This is a genomic window from Escherichia marmotae (genome assembly GCF_002900365.1).
Lineage (GTDB): Bacteria > Pseudomonadota > Gammaproteobacteria > Enterobacterales > Enterobacteriaceae > Escherichia > Escherichia marmotae.
The window spans coordinates 69,795-85,356 of record NZ_CP025980.1; the positions used below are offsets into that span (position 1 = coordinate 69,795).

Below are 15,562 nucleotides of genomic sequence, written 5' to 3' on the forward strand. Positions count from 1 at the left end.
ACGTCACCAATTAAGAAGTTTATTTATCTAAAAACGAAATTAGTGCTTGGTCATCATTTAATATCACACCTTCAGCAGAATTATTAGCTGCTGTAGTTGCAGCCATAACTTCATTTTGATTCAACAGAGGTTTATAATTTTCAGTGTCATAATAATTAGACTCACTAACTTCTCTCGGTTGTATTAAAAACACGCGAACAATGTTACTGACATTATTTTTCTTGTACCTAAATATATTACCTACAACCGGAATCGATGAAAGCAATGGTATAGATGTTACTTCATCAGAATCTGTATCATGAGTATAGCCACCAATAAGTAAGCTTTTACCTTGAGGTACTCTTGCAATTGTGCTTATTTTCGTTCTTCCAACCTCAGGAAGCACTGATACATTGTCATTATTATAGACAGAGCTTGGTTTATTATTCCCCGTTCCATCTTCAATGGTTAAAGACATTTCAATTTGTCCATGTGATGAAAAACGAGGTATCACATTGATTAATGTACCATATGTAACATGTTCTAGCGAAGAGTTACGTTCACCAACCAAAGATACATAAAACGTTCTGTTATTATCAAATACTGCTGGGATATTTTCTTGTGTCAAAATAACCGGTCTTGATACAACATTAGCTTTTTTCTTTTGATTTAGAGCCATTACTGATGCAATAAATTTATTTCCATCCAAGGTACTAATTGAGGCGGATGGGCTTACATTTAATGTTGCGCTAAATGTATCACCAAACGAAGCTGTTCCTTGCCAATTAACTCCTATATTATTTAGTTCAGATTTATCGATGTCGATTATCCATAAGGATAATTCGATATGCCTTTTAGCAACATCCAGTTGTGTTACAATATCACGGATAATCTGTATCTGCTGATCATTTCCTTTCACTAAGATAGAGTTAGTTTCTGGATAAGCAATGATTGAGACATTCTCAAGTAATGCATTATTTGCAACTGTTGTAAGTGATAAATCATCTATTGTATCAAATGCTTTTTTGGTTTCTCCAAAAGGTGGCATAGGATCTGCTCTTTTGCTCCCATCTTTAGAAGACACATTGTTGTTTAGTAAATTTTCAACAACTGTAGCAACTCCGGGAATGACTATACTTTTCCCCCGTAAATCATAAGTTCTATCGCTAACAAAAGTATTTTTCAATTTTATAACACCGAAATTAACTTTTTCAGCCCCTATTGAAGATACCTGTCTGTCAAGTAGCGATGCAGTATTAGCGATTAATTCAACTAAAGCAGGTGGTCCCGATATGTAAAATGTTTTTTCATTAAAATTACCTCTTATCGGATATCTATCATCATATAGATTCGCATCCTTCATATATCGAACAAGATAATTCGTAGAAATGTTTTCAAGAAGAATAACCTTACTTATCAGTTCACTTGAATCATATATATATAATGCATTACCATCTTTATACCAAATTAACCCGACTAAAGATGAAACACTCTCTAACATTTTCTCCGGATTAGATAAATTAAACTCTCCAGTAATTTTTTTCTTTGCAGCCTGTTTGCTAACAACAATCGGATAATTCAATTTTGCTGAAAATTTTTCAAAGAATGCAGCCAAAGAATCACTTTGAGCAACATATACAGCTACATCTTTCTTTTCTGAAAGGTTCATCTCACCACTTGCTATCTGAGGCAAAAGAACCATGCAGAACAGCAATGCTTTTTTATTAAATTGTCCCATTTTTTTTATTCACCAAAAAAAATATATTTGTCAGTTCTCTAGCAGAAAAACCCAATTGATTTTTTATTTCTGTTGAAAAATGTGATGCTGATGCGTATCCATTTTTCATCGCCGCGGATGTGATGGTTTCTTTATGTAGAAAGACATCTAATAAACCATTAACCAATCTCCAGAGGCTCAGCTCTTCTTTAACTTTTGCTCCAAGGGCTTTCTTGCATAATTTTCTAAAATAAGCCTCTGAAACTCCATATCCTTCAGTTAAATTTTTTATTTTTACACTTTCATCTCGGTCAATTGACTTCAAAAGATAAAGAACTAAATGATAGGATTCTGTCATCCTAATCAACATCAGCGCATCTTTTATCTCTTGACCGGGAGACAAAATAAAATTAAGCATTAACCCATCGACAACAGAATCTTTATCACAATGCTCGTGATGAGCATACATATAATCGAAGTAAAAATAATTTTTAGTTGAATATCTCTTAAAATCAATATTATTAAAATAATCCCAGAACGCTAAGAATTTAGCACACATATTTACATTAAAGCCACAGTGATAAATCACTTCACTTCTTATTTTTATATTTAAATCTCTGGCAAAAAAAAACCACGCCACGCCGGAGATAATTCAACGACACAACGTTCTCTATTTTTTATGAGTTCTACTGTCGTAGCAGCATGCTCACAAGTACTAATGTAAATCATACTAGTTGTGTGCAATCCTTTATATTTTATCAAAACTCTACGACTCCTTTTTTCTAAGCTGTATTTTTACTTCGCTATCTTTTTCGAGATATATAATATTGTTTACCCCCCCACCTCTTAGTACTACGCCATCTCGTAGCAGGTTGAATAAATTACCAACAGACTGTTTTTGATATATCCCTAAACAAGAGTCTGATCTTATGTTGTTAAAAGTAGCACTGAATTTACCTGAATTAAATCCGTAAACAGCATGATCACTTATACATTTCGAATGAACCTTCAATTTTTTTTCTTTTGGAATAAATGTTAATGAGAAGTCTTCTGGTAAATATGTAAATTCTTTACCGACAGGAACAATATTCCAACTTTCATTTACATTGAAAAAAGGATATTTTAATGAACAACCACTAAGAGAAAATATACACGTTAAAGCTAAGCATATTTTACCATGCCATTTCATCCTGATCCCTCCCTGTTTCAAACTCATCTCTAATAGCCTCGAATGTTGTTGTTTTTATATAAAAATCAATATTATTATATACAGCGATCGCATCATTAAATGCGCCAGGTATATCCAAGTCAATATTATTTTTTATAAAATCGTTAATAGCTGAACTTTTTTGATAAGCCGTGTAAAAGGGGAAGTGATTTTTGAACAAACTTTCTATCTCGTTAAATATCTCCTCATTATTTTTAGTTCCTAAATCGTTAGAAATAATTTTACTAAGCTCATCATTTACAATACTTATATCAGATGGAAGAGAACTTTTCACCAGATCTTCCATAATATAAATCCCTGTGTCATTTCTCCCCTGCTGAACTATATCAAGTGTCTGTACTCGTTCTATCATATTCTCCACTCTCTGCCAATAAATCATTTGCAAATTTCTTTATGATTTCTTTGTATGTTTTATTGAAAAATAATTTATCTTGTTTAGTCAGTCTTTCTGCAAACTCAGATTTTACCTGAGATATGATATCTTCTGGGCTGAATTCAACCACGCTATCACCATAACTAAACATATAATTTTCACATTCCACATAGCGATAATTTATATTCATATGCGGAGATGATTCAAATTTTTGACATTCTATTTTTTTTGCCCACGTTCGGCTTCTTACCGGTAATACAATCACCAATTCTGAGGCAGATTCATTTAATGACTCAATCCATGCATTTAGAAGGTCATCAACTATTGTTTTATTGTGCAAGTTGTCACCCAGAATACGACGAATGTAATTATCTACTTCTCTCCTATCATTATCTTGCTTTAATTTCCATTCACTTAAAAAGTTAACAACATGCCTAAATGCACATTGCATACCATCTTGATAGCCTTGCCTAATTGCATCAACTCGTAACGACTCTCCCTTTCTGGTAGCCTCAAGTAAAATTTGTTTTACCTTTTTTCGACTTTCAATTTCTCTATTTCTAATTGTTTTACATAAATCCTTTTCCTCTTTTTTTATAATGATACCATTATAGGCATTAGCTTTTGACACAGGTAAAGTATTTTCTTGCATATTGGATACCGTTGATAAGTTGCAAAGTATTTCTTTCTACCACTGTATCATTTACATTTAACAATGCAGGATTAAACAGTAATTTAATGCGTTCAAATAACCCATGTGGAATATAATTTTCCCATGCAATCATCTGATTAAATCCGCTGTTAATAATTTCGGAATTTGTATCACCCATGTTTTTTATAAAATCAAGGGCTACATCCTTCTTGCTAAAAGAAGGATGTTTTATGTTGTCAACACCTATATAGTAAGCAACCATAGGAAGCAGATGCCAGTTACTTATGAACATGACGGCGACCCCATTTAGATTTTCAATAGAACAATCTAAATCATACTCATCAATTATTAGATTATTAATTTCCCTTCTAATAATATCGTTACCCAAAAATCCATTTGGTACTTTTAGGCGCGAAGTATTTATATAGGACGCAGGATCAAAAATAATAGAAAGATATTTTTTATAAACGCCCTCTATTTTCTGCATATAACTATTTTTTCTTTGAACCAAAGACTCTAAAGATCCAAATGCCAGCCAGAATGAGTAGTGGAATAGATGCTAGAAATAAATACCAAAACTCATTATAAAAACTGCTCTTAACTTCCTTAACAGGCTGAACGTTCGTATACACGTATTCTTCTTTTGGTGTAAGAATCACTGAAATATTTTCATATTTTACCTCAGAAAAAGTGTTTTTCAAAAAACGTTTAATATTGCTAACGAGTAATTCCGAATCTTTTGGTGAATCATAGATCGCTATAACAGAAACATGCATCGGTCTAGAAGAACCATTTTTATCATCAAGGTCATAGCTTACATGTACTTTTGCAGATATGACCCCACCAATTGAAACCAATGATTGTTCAAGTCTTTGCTCAATAGCACTATACAACCTCGCTTTCTCTGCTCTTGGTGAAGAGACTAATGAGTCAGCTGGAAACATTTGCGAAATATCGACTCTCTCAGAGTTTGGAAGATGGTACATTCTCATCAAATCAACCGATGATGCAAATGCTCCCTTTTCAACTTGTACGGCAATCCCTTGTTTACCGACATCAACTTTTTTAGCCGATATATTATGCCGTTCCAAGACTGATATTATCTCATTAGCTTGATTTTGGGATAGGTTGTTGACCAACTCTTCACGTTGTTCACACCCACCCAACATAAGCATGGACAATAAGAATAGACCTTTATGCTTAAACATAACACTCATGCTTTCAATAAGGTTTCAACGGCAGTAACTGTTTTTCTCGTCAATGTGCCAATCAATGATACAGTCAAAGAGTAATTTGAAGTCATCCTTTGTAGATTGGCAAGTTCCTCCGTACTTAAGGACTTCTGACCATCAACCATATTTGTTATCTTAAAAACTGTCGCATCCGTATCCATTTTAAGCTCTCCATATTTATTGACAACAAGATCTTCAAGCGAAGACACTTCATTTGAATGTAAAGAGCCAGCTCTGATAATATCAATTTGATTAACTGGTTCAATATAACTCATAGATAATTACCTGTTAACGGAAGTTCTGAATAATTGCAGCATCTACATCTTTGATCACTTTAACAGTATTACTTTGAGCATTTCTGTATAGAGTATATTCAGAAAGCTTACTTTGATACTCCGCCAACAATTGTGGATTCGAAGGATTCACCGTCAGCTTCTCCAGCGCTGCAGTCAGTTCATCCTGTAAGGTTTTAGTGCCTTTATCAAAATCAGCAGATAATTCACTTAAAGTCCAATCACTTTCTGGTACTGCAATACTCATATCATTCCTCTTAATTTGTTTTATTTAAAAAGAACCAATGTTTATCATTCAACATTACATAGCTATCTTTACTGTTAAGATATGACTTCCCCTTAAAGTCATCATCCATCAACTGGATAACAAACTCGATATATTGATCACCATATATATCTTTAAAATCAGAAATCATTTTATTCATTAGTTCCAGTTTTTCATCTGATAGCTCTTCCATGACAGAATATGTAACTTTATTATTAGCACTTGTCTCTTTGTATCGCACATTAGCCTTCGTAAATATCCCCCTGGCAAATAATTTTGCCTTTTCATCACTTAAATAAATTAGGTCAATGCCTTTAAAGTATGGAAATTGTTTTATCAAAGAATCTTTTACCGCACTGATTTCCGCATTAGAAAGATCATTTCTCTCTTTACTTAAAAAAACAATTAAATTTGCACTGGAGCTTGTAATTTTAAAGTTAATTAAATTAATCGCAGGAAATCTTTGATTGATGTATTCTTTTATTTTATTTTTTTCCAATGCCGCCGTTATTATCTTCCGGCATTTATTAAAATTAGCTTTATTTAGGGAAACAGATGCCCACACAGCATCGTTTTGCGTCTCTGCAATAATGTAATTGCATTTGTCGATATTGACTATGCCATATTTTTTCTCATCAATAATTTGTGCAATTTCTTTTGCTTCATCATGTCTAAAAAATAAAACAATCATACTGGTGATAATGATAAAAGCCAAAGAAACAATAATCAACACATATTTTTTAAAATTATTTTCTTTTTTACCTTTCTCAACATTAGTTCCCTTCATATTCAAAACAAAGAAATCAAAATTATTATACCTGAAAGAATTAGTATCTGAGTCCAAATGAATACATTCTTCTTCGGTATTATGGATAATGATACCCCCATCGTCAGACAACTTAATATGAACAATATCATCATCACTATCGACTATCGGAATGACATTTTCAGGAACAACTCCATCAGAAAATTTTATGCTTTCTATTGCCTTCCCAAAAGCAATTAAATTATCGCCATAATATAAAGGATATTCAATTTCATCACCATTTGCTGATTTCACTAAAAGTGTAATTTGTGCAGGACCTGTTTTGTTTGTCTCAGACATACATCCTCTTATATTTTTAGATTCTTATTTTACTCTCTCTTTCAATTCTTATATACCTTTTATAAACATCTTCTGCATATTTTAATCTTTGTTTCTCCTTTTTAGAGGATGTACCTGCATTATATGCCCCTACAGCCTCCCAACCTCTTCCATACTTAAGCATAAACTCATTTAGCAATTTAGCTGCGTATAAAATTGAAAGGCATGGAGACTCAATTAAATCTTCTTTTGAATATCCCATTTCACTAAGCCTTTTAAGATGAAAATCATTTATTTGCATTATACCATAATCTTTACTCCCATTTTTATTTACATTAATGGCTGTAGTTTTAAAGCCTGATTCTTTTTCCGCTATCGCCTTTAATAAACTCGGAGGAATATTATATCTCTCACCTGCAACACCCCAGCAATCTGCGTTGCTCAAAAAAGGAATCATGAACAATAAAACTGCAGCCAAGCGAATCATACTTCCCCCAGCATACGTCGTGTAAATATTTCTTTCAACCAACGAACACGCATAACAAAATATTCTACATGCACTGATATATCTTCATATTCATAAATTGTTGATAGATCTAATCTTGCAATTAAACTTTCCCCCTCGTTATCAGTTGTTAAATATACCTTATCTGAATAATTAAGGCTTAGTGCATAAATAATATCATTTATATTTTCAGGTAATGCACAAAACGGGCTGAATAATCCTACTGTGTCTGAATCTCTTTCAATATAAATCAATATATCATCATCAAACACTATTCCTTGTTCATCGGGGTCTATTGATGGTATATCCAATATTTTACAAATATTATCAATAATATCTTCCATATTCATCCTTTATACAAACGAAGAAAAACCTTTTACCATATCCCATATTTTATTATCACCAATTCTTTTACTATATGATAAGTCTAACGATGACATCGGTAATTTTTTAATAACTTTACTACCTGGGACACCAGTATTATTCTCTTGGATTTCCATGTTGCCGCTATTAATCAAAACTTCACCAAATAAAACCTGGTCTTCTTTACTTAATTTACCGTTCACTTTTGAATATTCACCGCTTTGGTGTTTCATTATAACTTCTCTTTTTACTTCCGCATCATGCATGCCAGTTCTGTCTTTACCACTTTTACAGTTCCAGCAAGGCACTGCACCTATTTCATAGGCTAACATAGAAATTCGTTGCGATAACTTATATGGCTCCCCTCCATCGTTTTTATGTAGGTCATTTATCATTATTTCCCTAATCTGACCAGCCAATGTAAGAATATCTTTCTGTTTATGTGGGTTTAACTTAGTGTGTTCGCCAGCCCATCCACTCACAACGCCCTTCGAAAGAAAATCTTTTCCCAACAATATTTCAATCGAGGCGTTATTTAACTTATCAACCGCTTTCCAGCCAAGACCAAGTTTCAGAGCCAACTCATTAACACCACAATTAAATGGTAATATTTCTAAATGCACTTTAACACTTTTTAAAACGCCATTTTCATCCTCTATTTTTAATTCGGTTGGTTGCCCCTTTGGTGATATTAATCTCTTCAATGCTTTAACCTGATCTTTGAGCATAACATCTTCTCCTCCCGTAACCTTTGTCGGTGTTAAAAGAGCTGTAGATACCATTCTCAAATTCACAGTCTCACCTGCTAAAGCGCGATTTACTAATTCAGGTTTGCTAAATAATGCTGCGGTTGCCAACTCCCTGGCTTTACTGAAAGCAGCATCATCTCTTTCTCTGGTATTTTTTTCTAATCCATATGGAGATAATACTCCATGCCTGATACCGGAGAACAACTCTTCTCCATTATCGCCTGTGACCTTTGAAATCCACATATTTGCAATATGTGTTTTTTCTGTTGTTGAAGCACAGCAAATACCTTTCCCATTATATTTATTTTCAAAAATATCGTTTTTCCCAATTTTCATTTGTGATGCAGGCGTCAATTCAAATCGATATGATTTACCACCATGCTCAAGCGCTTTCGTTATAGTATCCCAAGGCTTGTTATTTAAATATTTTGTGAATATTTCTTTCGCTTTAATTTGAGCATCGTTTTTGTTCTTAATTCCAAACTGCTTTTGTAATTCTTGATAAACAGTCCTGTTAAGAACTCTGATATCGTTTAATTTTAATTCACTAAAACCTTTTGATTCATATTGTTTCATCAATTGATTGATGACAGATGCGTCCCCACCGGCTAACTTAATTGCAGTAGCAAATACAGTGGCTCTTTCATGCGCAAAGACAAAACTTTTACCTAAAAGTTTTGTTTGGTTTTGCAGATACAGGTTGTTAAGTCGCTCAAGAGCTTTTTCTCCCCCACCACGTTTTACCCTCGGTAAATCGACTACTTTCCCCCCAGTTGGCTTATCTCCCCCACCTACTTTATTGGATTCATTAACAGGCAGTGAAACTCTCATATGACCGAAGTTTGTTATCTGCATTTATAACACCTCTCTTATAAGTAAGGGCTGTTTCATTCAATGACATGTTCCGTTTTTACCGCAAGTAACAAAGTGGTTCAACAGCTATTATGCTTTTTTTAAAAATGTATCTTTGATACTTTCAGCTTAAGGACTAATGCGTGGGATTTCAGTATGAAATCGTCTGATAGAATCGATTTTGTAAAAAGAGAAACATATACGATACATTACTTGCATAAAGCTAAAAAATTTCTTATAGAATAGGAAAAGTAAAATACATTAACCTTTGGTGTCCAATAACTATTTCCTTCACGAAAGAGCCTGTATAGTATGAATATGAAAGTAAGCGATTTTAACATCGCCAGCAATATGACCGGTCGGATAAACATAGAAAAGAGCGAGGAAGGATATAAACTTATTTCATCACCATTCTCTCTAAAAGACTTATGCTTTAAAACATTGAGTAAAATCAATTCGAAGCTACATTCTAAGGAACTAGACTCAATGTTAAAAAATTATCATATTGATAATCAAAAGGCCGTATTACAATTCCTGAATGCTCTAGCAAAAGAAAAATCTTTTGAGAGTACTTTTTTCGCATACGAAGCAGCAAAAAGTAGATTACAACATTCTTTTACTGGAAAAGACATCAAAACAATGCTAAATGCGGCAGATCGTTTTCATGGCATTGGTACAGCGAAAAATCTTGAACGACATCTTGTATTACGGTGCTGGAATTATGAAGGAGCAGACCATTGGGGACATACGAGTGTCAGTGTAAAAAATAATATGAAGCCAGAACCTTCCCATATGTATCTCAGTTGGTACCCACTCAATAACTCAACAAAAATAACATCTACATATTTTTCAAAAAGTCTTAGTATAAGCACAAACTCTTATAGGAAAGATAAATTAAATATGTTAAGCGACCGTACAGTTCAAAGGCTTAACGCAGGTGAAGAGTACAAAAAGTCAAATGAACATGAGATAGTAAAAACCGATATCAATAGAAAAGATGCTCTTTATCCAAGAGCGAATCAGAAAAAGGACATTGATCAAGCTTCTTGGGGAGTTAGTGCTAATAAGATATACATCCCATTACAAGGAGAAAATCAATCCAGGGACGGAGGCACCGAATATAATTTATTTGGTCTTGATGAATCAAAACTTTCAAGTTTCATCTGTAAAAAAAGAGGTGGAGCTTTCAGAAGAACAGAACATTATAAACTTATTAGCAAATCTCAAAACTGCGCCGGAATGGCGCTTGATGTTCTAAAAGCAGGGGATGCGGAAACCTATGTGCCTTTTCCAAAAATCAAACTAGTAGCAAATCCTAATGATGCTTATAAATATGCATATAAAGTTATGGCTCGCATAGAAGAATTAAATAAAATCCATAAAGGCATTATAAAGAATGTCGATGAAAAAATTGACATAATGACGATGATAAAACTTCGCCGTAGTTATTTAAATAGTTTCAACAAAGTTACTTCTTCTCATAAAATAAATAAATTTAACACATTGCTTGTTATACGAAATAAAGATAACATTGAAAATGCATCTTTGGATGATTACAATAAAATAATTAACTCATGCTTCGAATCATTAAAAAAGTTAGCTCCCCACAACTCACATTCACGCATAAGTGAATTTAAGCCAACCATGACCGATACAAAAGAGCAACTCATTGAAAAATCAATAAAAATTATAGACTTTTACCAGTCTTTAAAAAATAAAAACCAAGAGCTTTTATTTTATACCCACGATTTGCTATTAGTGAACAAAACTCTGCTAGATAAATCACGATAAAAGCAGAAAGGATTATAACATGCACCAAGATATTTATAGTAAACTTAAAGACACCATCGGAGCTGAACTTGAATTTAATGACCAAGGAAAAGCTTTCATTCTTCTCGAAGAGAATGTTCCAGTTTGTATAACAGATAGTAATGACTCTGTTTTTTTGACAGGTCTACTTAGTGATGATGATATTTTTGTAGATGGCTCTCAGACCCCTGAGTACATACTTAAACTAAGCTATATATTAAACAGAGAGCACGGATGTAGCATAAGCTTAATCCCGGATAGTGATCAATGTGTTTTAACAAACAAGATCACAAAAAGCTATTTATCGCCAGATGAATTTGTTGAACACCTTTATGACTTCTTGCGCTGCCTGGAAATTACGATAAACACCCTGAAATCAAAGCAGAATTAGTATAAGTGAGATGATTATGCATATACCACCACAAATAACTTCGCAAGTCCTTAACATCAAGAACAATATATCATTAGATTCTACATCACTTAGTAAAGGACTATTTTTTAAAAAAATTATATCAGCCTTTAATTCAAATAAAAATAATATCTCCGCTACATCCACTCAGGCCACAGATATAAACAAAATTCGTAATAAAGTTATAGATAGAATTAAGGAGAATAATCAAGGAAGATATTTTTATTCATGGATGAGTCAAGAACGAACCAATTACATCTCATCGATGGTTAATAAATGTATAGATGAAATGGCCCTACAGAATAATATTGTATTATCTAAAGAAAATCGCAACAGTGTATTTGCAGCAATCGAAAGCAAGTTACCCGATACAAAACTCGATCAAAGAGCCTCCCAAACTTCGATCACCCATTCAGCACTTAATGAAATTGCTTCATCGGGACTTCAAAAAAAACTGTTAAAAAGATATAGTTGTAATATGAATGAATATAATGCTCAGATGAGGGATATATCAAATAAAGTTTCGCAATCCGTTTATGAGTCAATATTCCATGAATCGATAAAAGCATTAGATATTAATATAAAAGCGGAGGTATTAAAAGCAGTCTATCGACAAATGCAATGACATAGTTTTATCAATATATATGTTTGTTTCTTAAATAAAATACTCAGGTTAAATTTTCAAGGAAATTATTATGTCACCAAATACCGCTAACAATGAGAACATCTCCACAGCTATACTGAACGCGATTAATGAAGGTGCAACATTAAAAGACATTAACGCCATACCTGATGAAATGATGGATGATCTATACTCTTATGCATATGATTTTTATAATAAAGGTAGAATAGAAGAAGCTGAAATATTCTTTCGCTTCTTGTGCATTTACGACTTTTACAATGTAAATTACATATTAGGCCTTGCGGCTATTTATCAAATAAAAGAACAATTCCAACAAGCAGCCGACCTATACGCAGTTGCTTTTGCATTGAGTAAAAATGACTATAGCCCAGTTTTTTATACTGGACAATGCTATCTTCGTCTGAAATCCCCATTAAAAGCTAAAGAGTGCTTCCAGCTTGTGCTTCAGCACAGTAATGATGAAAAACTAAAAGCCAAAGCGCAATCTTATCTTGACGCAATTCAGGATATTAAGGAATAAATATCATGAACAATATAAATCCAGCACAATCCAACCTGCCTTTAGTAAATATACTGACATCAAAAAACATTACTGATCAGGCTATTCAGTCCGCCAATGAAGCAGCAAATAAACTTTTTGCTCTCAAAGTTGCCGATTTATCAGCTAATAGCAATCTATCTAATGCTCAGCGCTCTTCAGATCTTACTTACCCTGAGCTTACACGCCCTAAATCATTAAATCCAAGCTCACAATTAACTTTATTAATTGGCAATCTTATACAAATATTAGGAGATAACTCTTTACATGCACTGGCACAAAAGATCAGCTCATGGCAGTCGCTACTTCAAGCCAGAGAGCAAAAAAACATTGAGTATTCTGATAAAATAAATTCTCTTCACAATGAAGTGGAAAAACTAATCGACGAATATGGCTCTAAGATTGACAGCCTAAAAAGCATTGAATCTCAGATTAAAGGACTAGACGCAAATCTTGAAAAACTAGAAAAACACATTGCCACTCTCGAAAAAAACTCTCCTGATTATAATAAAGCCATACAGGAGAAACAAAAACTATTAGAGAAAAAAGAAGTCGCTCTCAAAGATAAAGAAAATCTTGAAAAGATTACCATACCTATTCACAACAACCTTACAAATAAGGCGAACAAACTTGAAGCCGAAATTAATTCATTATCCAGCTTTACAAAAGAATCTACTGCCCAGCAATTATCTACACAACATAAATCGTTAACTGGTCTCGCCAGTGTTACTCAATTGATGGCGACATTTATTCAACTTGTTGGCAAAAATAATGAAGAATCACTAAAAAATGATTTAGCACTTTTCCAATCTCTCCAGGATGCAAGAAAAGTTGAAATGGAGAAAAAATCTGACGAATATGCAGCTGAAGTTCGTAAAGCAGAAGAATTAAACAAAGTAATGGGGTGTATTGGTAAAATTTTAGGAGCACTTCTCACAGTCGTTAGTGTTATTGCTGCTGCTTTTACCGGAGGTGCCTCTTTAGCAATTGCAGCGGTTGGTTTAGCACTCATGGCCGCAGATACAATTGTCCAGGCTGCTACTGGTACCTCCTTCATGGAACAAGCCTTAAATCCATTGATGAAAGGAATTCTGGAACCATTAATGAAATTCCTTTCTGATGCATTTACCAAAATGCTTGAGGGACTTGGTGTTGATTCCAAAACAGCACAAATGGTTGGCTCCATACTCGGCGCTATCGCCGGAGCTGCAGTACTTGTTGCAGCAGTTGTCGTAGTCGCATTAGTGGGTAAACAGGCAGCAGCAAAACTTGCAGACAAGATTGGACAAATGATAGGTAAAACGATAAGCCAGCTTATTCCTAAATTCCTGAAGAACATGAGTTCACAACTTGATGACGTTGTCTCAAATGCAGTCACCAGGTTAAATAAATTCATGGGAACAACGGGTGATGATGTTATTACTAAACAACTTGTATCAACTCGATTAAATCAGGTTGTAGTCATAGGTGAGGGAGTACAGACAACCACTCAGGCAGGAGGGAATATTGCTTCTGCAACGTTCCAATACAACGCAGCCAAAGATCTATCCGAACTGACATTATCAAAAAGTCAAGTAGAACAACTTTCAAAATATATGCGAGATGCAATTGAAAAGTTTGCACAACTGCAAGAGGTAATAGCAGAGTTATTAGCGTCAATGTCTGATTCTCAAACAGAAAAAACTGAAGTCGCACGAGCTATATTGAAACAAACTACCGCTTGATAGAGGTGAACATTATGGAAATTCATAGCACTAACTTAAATAATATTGCGAAAACTCTTTCTGCTGAAGAGATTTTAAATAATCCAACAGTAAAGCCTTCTGCCGAAAATTATCAGCGCATGGCGGCACTTTTACCGCTTAATGTAGGAAATAGGCCTCTATTAACCACGCCATTGAATTTTGAACAACTGTCTAATTTCTCAAAACAAGTACAGGGTGATTCGGAGCTTATTTCTAAAGTCGCTGACAACAAATTGAAAGAACTTTCTGAAATGAGTAAGTCTATTGATTCAACCAAAACTCTGGATATTTCAAATCTTTCATCGAGTGCAGTAGCATTAATGGTTAATGCTACTGTTTTGCTGTCGGCTATGCGAATTGCAGAAACAAAACTCAGTTCACAATTGTCCGTGATCTCATTCGAAGCAACAAAGTCTGCGGCACAAAATATTGTTAATCAAGGCACTGCAGTCTTGTCATCAAGCATTACCGGAGCAGTAATGCAGGTAGGTATCACAGGCATTGGCGCAAAAAAATCTCATTCGGGAATTAGCGAACAAAAAGGTGCAATTAAAAATAACCTGACAACAGTCCAAAATCTTGAAAAAGAATTAACCGGATCTAAGCTCAGCTTAAATAAACAAATTGACATTAGCATTAATCAATCAAATAAAACAGGCTCTAAACTTATAGGCGATAATAAATTAACACCCGACAATCCTATTCTTTCTTCTGAGCATAAAGAATCATTGAGTTTTGCAGATAAGACACTTCAAGAGAAAATTAATATCCAAAGAAACTCCTATGATATAAATACACTTTCCGGTCAACAAAAACAAAACCTTGGCCGGGCTACTATGGAAAGCTCATCTCTTGCGGGCAATGTTTCCCAGGCAGGTGGACGTTATGCATCTGCCCTCGAAGAAGAAGAGCAAATGATCAACCAGGCAAGCAGCAAGCAGGCTGAAGACGCATCTCAGGTGTCCAAAGAAACGTCCCGGGCTACATCTGAATTAATAAATAAATTAATGCAGGTTATTGATAGCATTAATCAGTCACGAAACTCTGCAGCAAGTCAAATTGCTGGCAACATCCGGGCCTAAAAATTCTAAAAGAGCCATTATATATGGCTCTTTTAATGAGGAGA

General features: G+C 34.1%; 18 protein-coding genes and 1 pseudogene. 6 read left to right on the forward strand and 13 right to left on the reverse strand.

Annotated features, from left to right (window positions below):
- Positions 1–19: 19 nt before the first annotated feature.
- The 13 genes and pseudogenes from sctC to C1192_RS24285 form a co-directional block, all read right to left on the reverse strand.
- Positions 20–1,717: a type III secretion system outer membrane ring subunit SctC gene (sctC, locus tag C1192_RS24225; protein ID WP_038355830.1), complete on the reverse strand. Its 1,698-nt coding sequence runs from the start codon at positions 1,715–1,717 to the stop codon at positions 20–22.
- Complete coding sequence (locus tag C1192_RS24230) at positions 1,704–2,336, reverse strand: transcriptional regulator (RefSeq protein WP_038355831.1); 633 nt, start codon at positions 2,334–2,336, stop codon at positions 1,704–1,706. Before C1192_RS24230 ends, sctC begins: the two co-directional genes overlap by 14 nt.
- A gap of 126 nt (positions 2,337–2,462) precedes the next feature.
- Positions 2,463–2,885 (reverse strand): MxiM family type III secretion system pilotin, encoded by a 423-nt coding sequence (locus C1192_RS24235; RefSeq protein ID WP_038355832.1) that lies wholly within the window; start codon positions 2,883–2,885, stop codon positions 2,463–2,465.
- Entirely contained in the window at positions 2,869–3,276 is a 408-nt protein-coding gene (locus tag C1192_RS24240; protein ID WP_038355833.1) for a hypothetical protein, read from the reverse strand. The genes C1192_RS24235 and C1192_RS24240 overlap by 17 nt, the downstream gene beginning before the upstream one ends.
- Positions 3,251–3,949 (reverse strand): hypothetical protein, encoded by a 699-nt coding sequence (locus C1192_RS24245; protein WP_038355834.1) that lies wholly within the window; start codon positions 3,947–3,949, stop codon positions 3,251–3,253. The genes C1192_RS24240 and C1192_RS24245 overlap by 26 nt, the downstream gene beginning before the upstream one ends.
- Complete coding sequence (locus C1192_RS24250; protein WP_038355835.1) at positions 3,915–4,436, reverse strand: OrgA/MxiK family T3SS sorting platform protein; 522 nt, start codon at positions 4,434–4,436, stop codon at positions 3,915–3,917. The genes C1192_RS24245 and C1192_RS24250 overlap by 35 nt, the downstream gene beginning before the upstream one ends.
- Positions 4,424–5,157: pseudogene (gene sctJ, locus C1192_RS24255) on the reverse strand (type III secretion system inner membrane ring lipoprotein SctJ). The gene C1192_RS24250 and the pseudogene sctJ overlap by 13 nt, the downstream one beginning before the upstream one ends.
- A gap of 5 nt (positions 5,158–5,162) precedes the next feature.
- Positions 5,163–5,456 carry a type III secretion system inner rod subunit SctI gene (gene sctI, locus C1192_RS24260; protein WP_038355836.1) on the reverse strand — a complete coding sequence of 98 codons (294 nt, stop codon included), beginning with the start codon at positions 5,454–5,456 and terminating at the stop codon, positions 5,163–5,165.
- Positions 5,457–5,469: 13 nt separating this feature from the next.
- Positions 5,470–5,721 (reverse strand): type III secretion system needle complex protein, encoded by a 252-nt coding sequence (locus C1192_RS24265; protein WP_038355837.1) that lies wholly within the window; start codon positions 5,719–5,721, stop codon positions 5,470–5,472.
- Between the two features lie 10 nt (positions 5,722–5,731).
- Positions 5,732–6,844 carry a PrgH/EprH family type III secretion apparatus protein gene (locus tag C1192_RS24270; protein ID WP_038355838.1) on the reverse strand — a complete coding sequence of 371 codons (1,113 nt, stop codon included), beginning with the start codon at positions 6,842–6,844 and terminating at the stop codon, positions 5,732–5,734.
- Positions 6,845–6,860: 16 nt separating this feature from the next.
- Positions 6,861–7,310 carry a lytic transglycosylase domain-containing protein gene (locus tag C1192_RS24275; RefSeq protein ID WP_038355839.1) on the reverse strand — a complete coding sequence of 150 codons (450 nt, stop codon included), beginning with the start codon at positions 7,308–7,310 and terminating at the stop codon, positions 6,861–6,863.
- Positions 7,307–7,672, reverse strand: coding sequence for a molecular chaperone (locus C1192_RS24280; protein ID WP_038355840.1), 366 nt, complete (start codon positions 7,670–7,672; stop codon positions 7,307–7,309). Before C1192_RS24280 ends, C1192_RS24275 begins: the two co-directional genes overlap by 4 nt.
- Positions 7,673–7,681: 9 nt before the next feature.
- A complete protein-coding gene (locus C1192_RS24285) occupies positions 7,682–9,295 on the reverse strand; it encodes a type III secretion system effector inositol phosphate phosphatase (RefSeq protein ID WP_038355841.1) in 1,614 nt (537 codons plus the stop codon).
- Positions 9,296–9,604: 309 nt separating this feature from the next.
- Here C1192_RS24285 and C1192_RS24290 point away from each other — a divergent pair, with 309 nt between their 5' ends.
- From C1192_RS24290 to C1192_RS24315, 6 genes are all read left to right on the forward strand, one after another.
- Positions 9,605–11,083, forward strand: a complete 1,479-nt coding sequence (locus C1192_RS24290) for a hypothetical protein (RefSeq protein ID WP_038355842.1) — start codon at positions 9,605–9,607, stop codon at positions 11,081–11,083.
- Between the two features lie 19 nt (positions 11,084–11,102).
- Entirely contained in the window at positions 11,103–11,492 is a 390-nt protein-coding gene (locus C1192_RS24295) for a CesT family type III secretion system chaperone (protein ID WP_038355843.1), read from the forward strand.
- A 10-nt stretch (positions 11,493–11,502) separates the two neighbouring features.
- On the forward strand, positions 11,503–12,135 hold the full coding sequence (locus C1192_RS24300; protein ID WP_256734208.1) for a type III secrection system effector, WxxxE family: 633 nt from the start codon (positions 11,503–11,505) through the stop codon (positions 12,133–12,135).
- A 70-nt stretch (positions 12,136–12,205) separates the two neighbouring features.
- Positions 12,206–12,673, forward strand: a complete 468-nt coding sequence (gene sicA, locus C1192_RS24305) for a type III secretion system translocator chaperone SicA (RefSeq protein ID WP_038355844.1) — start codon at positions 12,206–12,208, stop codon at positions 12,671–12,673.
- 5 nt (positions 12,674–12,678) lie between these two features.
- Positions 12,679–14,415 (forward strand): type III secretion system translocon subunit SseC family protein, encoded by a 1,737-nt coding sequence (sctE, locus tag C1192_RS24310; protein WP_038355845.1) that lies wholly within the window; start codon positions 12,679–12,681, stop codon positions 14,413–14,415.
- A 14-nt stretch (positions 14,416–14,429) separates the two neighbouring features.
- A complete protein-coding gene (locus tag C1192_RS24315; protein ID WP_038355846.1) occupies positions 14,430–15,518 on the forward strand; it encodes an IpaC/SipC family type III secretion system effector in 1,089 nt (362 codons plus the stop codon).
- Positions 15,519–15,562: the final 44 nt, after the last annotated feature.

Excerpts from the sequence above, each read along its gene's own strand:
- C1192_RS24295 (WP_038355843.1), top strand. The coding sequence starts at position 11,103 with ATGCACCAAGATATTTATAGTAAACTTAAAGACACCATCGGAGCTGAA.
- C1192_RS24285 (WP_038355841.1), bottom strand. The coding sequence starts at position 9,295 with ATGCAGATAACAAACTTCGGTCATATGAGAGTTTCACTGCCTGTTAAT.
- sctC (WP_038355830.1), bottom strand. The coding sequence starts at position 1,717 with ATGGGACAATTTAATAAAAAAGCATTGCTGTTCTGCATGGTTCTTTTG.
- sctE (WP_038355845.1), top strand. The coding sequence starts at position 12,679 with ATGAACAATATAAATCCAGCACAATCCAACCTGCCTTTAGTAAATATA.
- sicA (WP_038355844.1), top strand. The coding sequence starts at position 12,206 with ATGTCACCAAATACCGCTAACAATGAGAACATCTCCACAGCTATACTG.
- sctI (WP_038355836.1), bottom strand. The coding sequence starts at position 5,456 with ATGAGTTATATTGAACCAGTTAATCAAATTGATATTATCAGAGCTGGC.
- C1192_RS24300 (WP_256734208.1), top strand. The coding sequence starts at position 11,503 with ATGATTATGCATATACCACCACAAATAACTTCGCAAGTCCTTAACATC.
- C1192_RS24245 (WP_038355834.1), bottom strand. The coding sequence starts at position 3,949 with ATGCAAGAAAATACTTTACCTGTGTCAAAAGCTAATGCCTATAATGGT.
- C1192_RS24280 (WP_038355840.1), bottom strand. The coding sequence starts at position 7,672 with ATGGAAGATATTATTGATAATATTTGTAAAATATTGGATATACCATCA.
- C1192_RS24235 (WP_038355832.1), bottom strand. The coding sequence starts at position 2,885 with ATGAAATGGCATGGTAAAATATGCTTAGCTTTAACGTGTATATTTTCT.
- C1192_RS24315 (WP_038355846.1), top strand. The coding sequence starts at position 14,430 with ATGGAAATTCATAGCACTAACTTAAATAATATTGCGAAAACTCTTTCT.
- C1192_RS24270 (WP_038355838.1), bottom strand. The coding sequence starts at position 6,844 with ATGTCTGAGACAAACAAAACAGGTCCTGCACAAATTACACTTTTAGTG.
- C1192_RS24240 (WP_038355833.1), bottom strand. The coding sequence starts at position 3,276 with ATGATAGAACGAGTACAGACACTTGATATAGTTCAGCAGGGGAGAAAT.
- C1192_RS24265 (WP_038355837.1), bottom strand. The coding sequence starts at position 5,721 with ATGAGTATTGCAGTACCAGAAAGTGATTGGACTTTAAGTGAATTATCT.
- C1192_RS24290 (WP_038355842.1), top strand. The coding sequence starts at position 9,605 with ATGAATATGAAAGTAAGCGATTTTAACATCGCCAGCAATATGACCGGT.
- C1192_RS24250 (WP_038355835.1), bottom strand. The coding sequence starts at position 4,436 with ATGCAGAAAATAGAGGGCGTTTATAAAAAATATCTTTCTATTATTTTT.
- C1192_RS24275 (WP_038355839.1), bottom strand. The coding sequence starts at position 7,310 with ATGATTCGCTTGGCTGCAGTTTTATTGTTCATGATTCCTTTTTTGAGC.